A 9,219-nucleotide genomic window follows, 5' to 3' on the forward strand; every position below is an offset into this window, starting at 1 on the left:
AGGAGCGGAAGTTACCGGCGGGTATGCAGGCAGTATCCCGGCTTGCCCTGCTCCGGACCAACGTGAGCAACCCACACACCGCTGTGAAATGGTTCTCAGGTGCCCTACAACAAGCTGGCCGTGACGGCCCTGGTCTGCGCGGTGCTGGTGCCGCCGTTCGGCATCCTGATGGGTCACATCGCGTGGGCGCAGACGGCGCGCACGGGCGAGCGCGGGCACGGGCTCGCAGTGGCGGCGCTGGTGATCGGCTACGTCGAGCTGCTGGTGCTGTGCGGCGTGCCGATCGTGGTGCTCGGCTTCTGACCGCACGCGGTTGACCTTGGAGGCTTCCGGCCCCTCGCGGTTGACCTTGGACAATCCGACTGGTCATAGGCAGTCGGATTGTCCAAGGTCAACGAGATGTCAGCGGTACTGCGCCTCGCGGACGCTGTTGCCGCCGTCGATGACGAGCATCTGGCCGGTGATGTACGACGCACCGGGCGAGCACAGGAACGCGATCGTGGCGGCCACCTCCTCCGGCGTGCCGGGACGGCCCATGGGGGTGCCGAAGCCCTGCTTGAGCTCCACGAGGGTGGAGGCGCCGGTGTGGATGATGCCGGGGGCGACCGCGTTGACGGTGATGCCGTCGGCGACGAGCTCCATCGCCAGGGCACGGGTCAGTCCGACGACGCCGGCCTTGGCGGCCGCGTAACCGGCCTCGGCCGGCAGGGCGTTGACGGGACCGGCGGTGGCGGCGAGGTTGACGATGCGGCCCCAGCCGTGTTCGGCCATGCCGCCGACGAAGGCGCGGCTGACCAGGAACGCGGTGGTGAGGTTGCGGTCGATCTCGGCGCGCCACTCCTCGTAGGTGAGCTGCGCGACCGGGCGCAGGACCTCTGGGCTGGCCTTGCTCGCCAGGCCCGCGTTGTTGACGAGGATGTCGACGGTGCCGACGGAGTCGATGATCGCGTCGGCGAGCGCGCCGACCTCGGCCTCGACGGTGAGGTCGGCGACGAAGCCGGTCACGCCGAGCTCGGTCGCCCGGTCGTGGATGCGCCGGGTGGTGGAGACGATGGCGACCGCGGCGCCCATCGCCTTCAGCCGGCGGGCGGTGGCGTAGCCGATGCCGTCCGGGCTGCCGGCGCCGGTGACCAGCGCGACGCGGCCGTCGAGACGGTCGATCGCTGTGCTGCCCTCGTCCTCCGCGACCGGCTCTTCGGCGAGCTCAGGCCCGGTGGACGGGACGGCCCGCAGGGTGCGGCGGGCCGAAGAGGGGCGGCTCGCGTCACGCCGGTTGCCTTTTCCGGCGGGACCGGTGGATCGTAGGTCGGGTGCCATAGGGCAAATCCTGCCTGTCCGAGCGGCTCCCGGGCAATGCGACACGGATTTCTCAGGCCGGCGGGGTGAACGTTGTCGTGCGGGACATGCCCGCGGCACGGCCCTTCGCGGAGATGACCAGGGCCATCTTGCGGGACGCCTCGTCGATCATCTCGTCGCCGAGCATGACGGCGCCGAGCTTGCCACCGGCCTCGGAGGTGTAGTGCTCATACGCGTCGAGGATGAGCTCCGCGTGGTCGTAGTCGTCCTGGGCGGGTGAGTACACCTCGTTGGCGGCGTCGATCTGGCCGGGGTGCAGCACCCATTTGCCGTCGAAACCGAGCGCCGCGCTGCGGGTGGCCACCTCCCGGAACGCGTCGACGTCGCGGATCTGCAGGAACGGCCCGTCGATCGCCTGCAGGTCGTGCATCCTGGCGGCCATCAGGATGCGCATGAGGATGTAGTGGTACGGGTCGCCCGGGTATCCGGGGATGAGCCCCCCGACGACCAGCGACTTCATGTTGATCGAGGCCATGAAGTCGGCGGGCCCGAAGATGATCGTCTGGATCCGCGGTGAGGCCGCCGCGATCGCGTCGACGTTGACCAGGCCGGCCGCGTTCTCGATCTGCGCCTCGATGCCGATCTTCCCGACCGGCAGGCCCATCGTCTTCTCGATCTGGGTGAGCGTCAGGTCCAGCCACTCGACCTGCCCGGCCGACTGGACCTTGGGCAGCATGATGCAGTCGAGGTGCTCCCCGGCGCCCTCGACGACCTCGATGACGTCGCGGTACGTCCACGGGGTCGTCAGGTCGTTGACCCGCACCACCCGGGTCTTGCCGCCCCAGTCGCCGTCGTTGAGCGCGGCCACGATGTTCTTCCGCGCGTCCGGCTTCGCGAGGGGCGCGACGGCGTCCTCCAGGTCGAGGAAGACCTGGTCGGCGGGGAGCCCCTGAGCCTTGTCGAGCATTTTCACGCTCGATCCGGGGACGGCGAGGCAGGACCGGCGAGGACGCATCGGGGTGCTCCTTAGGAGACATTCAGGTGGACCTACGCCACGGTAACCTCGTCGCGTGAGCGCACAGAATGCCCCTGTGGAAGATCTCACCGGACGCACGGTGGTGGTCACCGGCGCCAGTTCCGGGATCGGCCTGGCCGCCGCCGTCGACATGGCCCGGCGCGGCGCCCACGTGGTGCTCGTCGGCCGCGACCCCGACCGGCTGAACGCGGCCGTCGCGGCGGTCGGCGCGGCCGGCGGCGGGCGCACTCCCCCGGCGTACCGGGCGGATTTCACCCGCCTCGACGACGTGCACGTGCTCGTGGATCATCTGCGGCAGCGGTATCAGCGCATCGACGTCCTCGCGAACAACGCCGGCGGCGTGGTGGCCGGCCGGTCCCCGACCGTGGACGGGTTCGAGCCGACGATCCAGTCCAACCACCTGGCCGGGTTCCTGCTCAGCAACCTGCTGCGGGAGCAGCTACGCAGCGGCCGGATCATCAACACCGCCTCGGCCGCGCACGCGATGGGGACCGTCGACCCGGCGGACCTGCGCGGCTCGCGGAAGGCGGGGGTGTGGAAGCGGTACGGCGCCGCGAAGCAGGCCAACATCCTCTTCGCCGCGGAGGCGGCCCGCCGGTGGCCCGACATCATGTCGGCGAGCTACCACCCCGGCTTCGTGCGCAGCCGCTTCGGCGCCGGCATCGGGGTGAACCTGATGACGAAGGTGACCCCGTTCGCGAAGACCCCGGAGCAGGGCGCGGACACGCTGGTCTGGCTGGCGGCCACGCCCCGGCCGCAGCTGGTGTCGGGCGGCTACTACGAGAAGCGCAAGCCGATCCGGCCGACCGCGCAGACCGAGGATCCCCGGCTGGCCGCGCAGCTGTGGGACGCGAGCATGGCCGCGATCGGGTTCTGAGGCCCAGCGGCGCGTTCGAAGGTCTAGCGGCGCGCGCCGCGGACCTTGTGCAGGCGGAACGGGCGCTTCGGCAGCCGGGTCGCCGGTGACGGCTTCGGCGGCGCGGCCTGCGAGTCCTCGGGCAGCGGCAGCAGCGGCGCGCCGTCGGCCGGGGTGAGGCGGCTGACCACGCACTCGGCCGCCCATCGGGCGGCGAGCTCGGTGCCGCCGTTGAGCCGCTTCCCGGCGAGCTGCGGCACGAGCTCCGACCACGCCTCGCCGGCCGGGTCGAGGGCCTCGACCGTCGCGGTCCAGGTGACGATCCGCCCGCCGTGGTCGCCGCGCAGGGTGACCTCGGCGGTGCCCGACTCGGCGAGGCCGGGCGCGGCCTGCTCCCCGGGGCCGCTCACGACCAGCAGCGACCCGCCGAGCCACGCGCACCAGACCAGGTAGGACGGGCCGGCGCCGGGCACGGCGAGCCAGGCGACGGCGGCCTTCTTGGCGGCCTCTTCGACCAGCGGTTCCACGTCCTCCATCCAATCACAACGGCGGGCGCGGCGAACGGTCCTGGAACTCCGTGGATCCGTACGCCAGCGCCCGCATCCCGGCCGGCCACGCGGCCCACCCGCCCTTGTGCAGCAGCGCGTCGACGAACTGCTCGGCGCTGGGCAGCTTGGCCCACACCGACGGCAGGAACGTGGCCCGCCGGGCGCCGTCGGTGAGGATCAGCCCGTGCACGTGCGGGACGAGAGCCTCCAGCAGCACCCTCCGGCTGCCGGCGGGCAGGTCCGCGGGCTGGTCCAGGACGGAGACCTTCACGTCGAGCTCGGGCCAGTCGGCGACGGTGACCGGCGGCACCCGCGGATCCTGCATCGCCCGGACGGCGTTGTGCACGACGTCGCGGTGCAGTGGCCGGACCGGCTCCAGGGTGCCGACGCAGCCGCGGAGGGCACCGCCGCGCTCGAGCGTGACGAACGAGGCACCGTCGGCGTGCACCGGGCCGGAGCGCGGGAGCTGGGCGGTCAGCCGCTCGCCGGACAGCCGCGCGCGGACGGCGCCCGCCGCGAGGCCGGCGAGCAGTCGTCCATCCACCGGTGACAATGGCGCCGTCACCAGTTCAGCATAGGCCCGGCCAGCACCGGCGCGCCGACCGTCGCGGGCAGTGGCATGCGGCCGGCGACCAGCTCGGGGATCTGGTCGAGGCTGGTGATGCGGGCGCCGTCCCAGTCGAGGTCGGCGTGGAAGGTGAGGTGACCACCGAGGTCGGGCGCGTCGAGCTGGACGGCGGTCAGGCCGAAGCGGCGGGCGCCGGTGAGTTCGTGGCCGCCGCCGTCGCCGACGTACAGGCAGGCCTCGGGGTGGACGCCGAGCCGTTCGCAGGCGGTGCGGTACATCGCGGGATGTGGTTTGGCCTGTCCCACCTGTGAGGAGTAGACGCCCACGTCGAAGAGGCGGCCGAGCGGCGTGCCGGGCAGCACCGACGGCAGCTCGAACCAGCAGTCGCTGACGACGGCGGTGCGCACGCCCCGGTCGCGGAGCAGACGCAGGACGGGCTCGGCTTCGGGGCGCGGTGGTGCGTCCTGCTGGAGTGAGGCGACGCGCAGGTCGGCGGCCGTGCGCAGGCGCGCCGGGGTGGGCTGCACGCCGAGCTCGGCGCAGAGCGCCCGCAGGCCCGTTAAGACGCTGCCGTAGGCGCCCTTGGCCCGGTCGTCGAAGGTACGGTCCAGCAGGGCCAGCCAGGCGTCGGGGTCCACGCCGAGGACCTCGGCGGTCTGCCGGTGTCCGTCACCGCGCACGACGGCGGTCGTACAGGTATTGAAGTAGTCGAAAAGGACAGCGCTAAACACCGTTCGGCCCTCCAGGAATCGTCCGAAAGTATGAGTGCATCGATTCGGTCTACTGCCAAGGAGGTGGACCCGGTGTCGGATCCCAGACAATTTTCACAGAATGACAACATCGGCGTATGCGTCAGATCGGACTACCCGCGATCGTTGCCCTTGCCGTCGCGATCGTCGCGGTCTCGTCGTCGGCGCCGCTGATCGCCTACGCCGCCGCGCCCGCACTCGCGATCGCCTTTTGGCGCAACCTGCTGGGCGTCGTCGCGGTCGCCCCCGTCGCGGTCGCCGTGCGCCGCGACGAGTTCCGCTCGAAGGTCCTCGGCGCCAGCGTCCTGTCCGGCGTCTGCCTCGCCGTCCACTTCGGCACCTGGGTCCCCAGCGCGAAGCTGACCAGCGTCGCGATGTCCGTCGCGCTGGTCAGCACCACGCCGATCTGGACCTCGCTGATCAACGCGATCCGCGGTGTCCCGGTCCCCGCGAGCACCTGGGCCGGGGTCGGTGTCGCCGTCCTGGGCGTCGCCCTCGCCACCGGCGCCGATCCCGACCTGTCGGGGCGGGCGCTGCTCGGCGACGCCCTGGCACTCGCCGGCGGGATCGCCGCCGCCGGATACACGATGCTCGGCGCGCACGCCCGCGGGTCGATCTCGACCAGCACGTACGCGACGGTCTGCTACTCGATCTGCGCGATCGTGCTCGGGGTCGGCTGCCTGGTCGGCGGGCAGGACCTGACCGGCTACCCGGCGCAGACGTGGCTGGCTCTCGCGGCGATGACCGTCGGGCCGCAGCTGCTCGGCCACACCCTCATCAACTACTCCCTGCGCCGCGTGCCGCCGACCATGGTCGCCGTGCTGCTCCTGCTCGAGGTGCCCGGGGCACTGGTGATCGCCTGGCTCATGCTGGACCAGCTGCCGGCGGCGCAGACGCTGCCCGGGATCGCGCTGCTGCTCGCCGGCGTCGCGATCGTCGTGGTGGGAGAACGCCGGCGTCAGCCGACGAACGGCGGCACGATCATCTCCCCGGAGGCGACGGCCACGACGTGGCCCGACACGGTCGCCGACACGGCCTCGCCGCCGGTGGCAGTGACGGAGCAGGTCAGCAGGGACGGGCGGTGCATCTCCGAGCCCTGACGGATCTGGTAGCGGCTGACCCCGTCACCCGGCAGCAGCCCCGACGCGACCAGCCAGACCCCGAGTCCCATCGCCGCCGAACCGGTCGCCGGGTCCTCCGCGACGCCGGCGTCCGGCACCAGCACCCGCACGTGCGCCTCGTGCCGCTCCGCGTCCCAGTGCAGCACGCTGACGTTGTCCACGAGGCCACCGGGGCGCAGCCGGCCGACGGCGTCGTCGGTGACGGACAGGAAGGTGAACGGCAGCCCGGCCCCGGCGTTGCGCGGCGCCGGCCCGACGTAGTCCGCCTCGTCGAGGCCGACCGCGGCGAGCAGCGGCGCCTGGTCCAGGGCCGGTCCGACGGTCGGCCGGCCGCCGGTGACGACGGCGCTGCCGTGGACCTCGTCGATGGTGATCGGGATCAGGCCGGCACCGCACTCCTGCACCACCTCCGCGTCCTTGACCAGGCCGTCCCGGCGGAGGGTGACGGCGCAGCCGACGCTGGGGTGCCCGGCGAACGGCAACTCCGTGCCGGGCGTGAAGATCCGGACCCGGTAGGTCGCCTCGGGCACCGTCGGCGGCAACACGAAGATCGTCTCGGAGAGGTTGAACTCGCGGGCGATCGCCTGCATCTGCTCACCGGCGAGGTCGCCGGCGTCGAACACGATCGCGAGGGGGTTGCCGGTGAAGGGGCGATCGGTGAACACGTCGACGACCTTGTACCGCAACATCATGCTTCGAGCGTATGTGAGACGGGCGGCCCAGGAGCGGTCCAACCGCGAGCCGGTGGTCTTCTTCAGTAGTCTTGAACCTCGTGAGCACCGCGCCCAGGGTCTATGTCGCGCGCCTCGCCGGCCTGAGCGTGTTCGACCCGAACGGTGACCAGGTCGGTCGGGTGCGGGACGCGGTCGCGCGCGCCCGGACCGACGACCTGCCGCCGAGGGTCGTGGGGCTGGTCGCCGAGATGCCGATGCGGCGGCGGATCTTCCTGCCGATCGGCCGGATCACCGCGATGGAGCCCGACGCGGTGGTGCTCAACACCGGCACGCTGAACCTGCGCCGGTTCGAGAAGCGCCAGGGTGAGCTGCTGGTCCTGGAGGACTTCATCGACCGGCACGTCAGCGTCCCGGCGACCGGCCGCACCGGCACCGTCGTCGACGTCGCGATGGAGGCCGACCGGACCGGGACGTGGGCGTTGAGCCGGGTCGCGGTCCGCGAGTACAGCGGCCGGCTCACCCGCCGCGGTCACCTCAACCAGCTCGAATGGGGTGAGGTCGCCGGGCTCGCCGGCACCCCCCACGCGCAGGGCACCGCCGGCATCCTCGCGGTGCTGGACAACATGCGCCCCGCGGACCTCGCCAACGTCCTGCAGGACCTGTCGGAGAGCCGCCGCGTCGAGGTCGCCACCGCCCTGGACGACGAACGGCTCGCCGACGTCCTCGAGGAGCTGCCCGAGCACGACCAGCTGGAGATCATGGCCGCGCTGGAGCCGGAACGGGCCGCCGACGTGCTGGAGGAGATGGATCCGGACGACGCGGCGGACCTGCTCGCCGAGATGCCCAAGGGCGAGCAGGAGGTGCTGCTGGACCTCATGCAGCCCGACGAGGCCTCGCCGGTCCGCGCGCTGCTGGACTACCTGCCCGGCACCGCCGGCTCGGTGATGACGTCCGAGCCGATCGTCATGGCGCCGCACGAGACGGTCGCGGAGGCCCTCGCGCGCATCCGGGAGCCGCAGCTGTCGCCGGCCGTCGCCGCCGGGGTGTTCGTGACCAGGCCGCCGATGGCGACACCGACCGGGCGGTACCTCGGTGTCGTGCACTTCCAGCGGCTGCTGCGCGAACCGCCGTCGGCGCTGCTCGGCGGGGTCGTCGACAACGACATCAAGCCCCTCGCGCCGCAGTCCACGCTCGGGGAGATCACCCGGCGGATGGCGACGTACAACCTCGTGGTCATGCCGGTCGTCGACGACAACGACCGGCTCGTCGGCGCCGTCACCGTCGACGACGTCCTCGATCACCTGCTGCCCGAGGACTGGCGCGACCGTGAGCACGCCGAACCCGCGTTCCTGAACCCGGCCGGCACGGCGGCCCGCGTGCTGGACGGGGGTTCCGGCCGCTTCCTCACCGGCCCGGCGTCCACCACCACCGGCGACGCCGACGGCGGCGGCGGCGGCGGCGACGCGGGCGACGGGGCGGCCGGTAATGGCTGACCGGCGGCGGCTCGATCAGCCGCGGGAGCCGGGACGGCTGAAGCTGCCCCGCTTCGACCCGGAGGCCTTCGGCCAGTGGTCGGAGGGGATCGCCCGGTTCATGGGGACCGCGAAGTTCCTCGTGTACATGACGGTCTTCATCCTGGCCTGGATCGTATGGAACACGCTCGCGCCGAGGGGCTGGCAGTTCGACCCGTACACCTTCACGTTCCTGACGCTGATCCTGTCGCTGCAGGCGTCCTACGCGGCCCCGCTGATCCTGCTCGCACAGAACCGGCAGGCGGACCGGGACCGGCTCGCCGGCGAGGAGGACCGCCGCCGCGCCGCCGCGCAGAAGGCGGACACCGAGTACCTCGCCCGCGAGATCGCGTCGCTGCGCATCGCCGTGGGTGAGGTGGCGACCCGCGACTTCCTGCGTTCTGAGCTGGCCCGGATGAGCGAGGAGCTCGACGAGGCCGCGGTCCGCCGGGCCAAGCTGGAGCGGAAGAAGGCGAAGAAGACGTCCCTGGACGAGCCCGTCGAAGAGGACGATCTGCATCCGGACGACGATCCACCGCGCCGCCGGGCCCGCTCAGGCCGCTGAGCCTTGCATTTTTCCGCCGGTACGACGTCGCCCCCGCCCCGGCCCTGCCACCGCGCACCGGCCGTCTCCGGCCCGCCGCTGCGCTCACCCGCCACCGGGCCGCTGCCGCCCTGTCGCCGCCGTGTGGTCGCGGCCGCGCGCTGACCGCCACCGGCCCGCCACAGTGCACTGGCTGTCTCGTGCCGGCTCCTGCGCTCTGGCCGTCTCGTGTCGGCCCCTGGCGCGCCAGCGTCTTGCGTCGGCCTTGTTGTTGGCCCTGGCACGCCGGCCGTCTTTGCGTCGGCCCCTGGCGCAC

Annotated in this window: 9 protein-coding genes and 2 pseudogenes; 5 read left to right on the forward strand and 6 right to left on the reverse strand. The window is 72.3% G+C overall.

Annotated elements, in window-relative coordinates; all coding sequences use genetic code 11:
* Positions 1-99: 99 nt before the first annotated feature.
* Positions 100-303 (forward strand): DUF4190 domain-containing protein, encoded by a 204-nt coding sequence (locus ACFPIJ_RS22095; RefSeq protein ID WP_380117067.1) that lies wholly within the window; start codon positions 100-102, stop codon positions 301-303.
* 99 nt (positions 304-402) lie between these two features.
* On the opposite strand, the gene ACFPIJ_RS22100 is transcribed toward ACFPIJ_RS22095, so the two are convergent.
* Positions 403-1,317, reverse strand: coding sequence for an SDR family NAD(P)-dependent oxidoreductase (locus ACFPIJ_RS22100; RefSeq protein ID WP_327006469.1), 915 nt, complete (start codon positions 1,315-1,317; stop codon positions 403-405).
* A gap of 52 nt (positions 1,318-1,369) precedes the next feature.
* On the reverse strand, positions 1,370-2,311 hold the full coding sequence (locus ACFPIJ_RS22105; protein ID WP_380117068.1) for an HpcH/HpaI aldolase/citrate lyase family protein: 942 nt from the start codon (positions 2,309-2,311) through the stop codon (positions 1,370-1,372).
* Between the two features lie 76 nt (positions 2,312-2,387).
* Between ACFPIJ_RS22105 and ACFPIJ_RS22110 the strand changes: the two genes are divergently transcribed.
* Positions 2,388-3,209 (forward strand): SDR family NAD(P)-dependent oxidoreductase, encoded by an 822-nt coding sequence (locus ACFPIJ_RS22110; protein ID WP_380117069.1) that lies wholly within the window; start codon positions 2,388-2,390, stop codon positions 3,207-3,209.
* 23 nt (positions 3,210-3,232) lie between these two features.
* Here ACFPIJ_RS22110 and ACFPIJ_RS22115 read toward each other — a convergent pair whose 3' ends face one another.
* From ACFPIJ_RS22115 to ACFPIJ_RS22125, 3 genes are read right to left on the reverse strand one after another with little or no spacing between them, the layout of a single operon-like run.
* The gene (locus ACFPIJ_RS22115) at positions 3,233-3,724 is read right to left on the reverse strand and encodes a hypothetical protein (RefSeq protein WP_380117070.1); all 492 of its coding nucleotides are present in this window, start codon (positions 3,722-3,724) and stop codon (positions 3,233-3,235) included.
* 4 nt (positions 3,725-3,728) lie between these two features.
* Complete coding sequence (gene amrA / locus ACFPIJ_RS22120) at positions 3,729-4,301, reverse strand: AmmeMemoRadiSam system protein A (RefSeq protein ID WP_380117071.1); 573 nt, start codon at positions 4,299-4,301, stop codon at positions 3,729-3,731.
* Entirely contained in the window at positions 4,298-5,035 is a 738-nt protein-coding gene (locus tag ACFPIJ_RS22125) for an HAD family hydrolase (protein ID WP_380117072.1), read from the reverse strand. Before ACFPIJ_RS22125 ends, amrA begins: the two co-directional genes overlap by 4 nt.
* Positions 5,036-5,151: 116 nt before the next feature.
* Between ACFPIJ_RS22125 and ACFPIJ_RS22130 the strand changes: the two are divergent.
* Positions 5,152-6,015 (forward strand): annotated as a pseudogene (locus ACFPIJ_RS22130) (DMT family transporter); the annotation flags it as partial.
* Here the strand turns inward: ACFPIJ_RS22130 and ACFPIJ_RS22135 are convergent.
* Positions 6,012-6,866: a PhzF family phenazine biosynthesis protein gene (locus ACFPIJ_RS22135; RefSeq protein ID WP_380117073.1), complete on the reverse strand. Its 855-nt coding sequence runs from the start codon at positions 6,864-6,866 to the stop codon at positions 6,012-6,014. The pseudogene ACFPIJ_RS22130 and the gene ACFPIJ_RS22135 overlap by 4 nt on opposite strands.
* Before the next feature lie 80 nt (positions 6,867-6,946).
* Between ACFPIJ_RS22135 and ACFPIJ_RS22140 the strand changes: the two are divergent.
* Together ACFPIJ_RS22140 and ACFPIJ_RS22145 are read left to right on the forward strand one after the other, a co-directional pair.
* Positions 6,947-8,245: pseudogene (locus tag ACFPIJ_RS22140) on the forward strand (magnesium transporter MgtE N-terminal domain-containing protein); the annotation flags it as partial.
* A gap of 88 nt (positions 8,246-8,333) precedes the next feature.
* Positions 8,334-8,924 carry a DUF1003 domain-containing protein gene (locus ACFPIJ_RS22145; RefSeq protein WP_380117074.1) on the forward strand — a complete coding sequence of 197 codons (591 nt, stop codon included), beginning with the start codon at positions 8,334-8,336 and terminating at the stop codon, positions 8,922-8,924.
* Positions 8,925-9,219 lie beyond the last annotated feature (295 nt).

Source organism: Dactylosporangium cerinum (genome assembly GCF_042653625.1).
In the GTDB taxonomy this organism is placed as follows: domain Bacteria; phylum Actinomycetota; class Actinomycetes; order Mycobacteriales; family Micromonosporaceae; genus Dactylosporangium; species Dactylosporangium cerinum.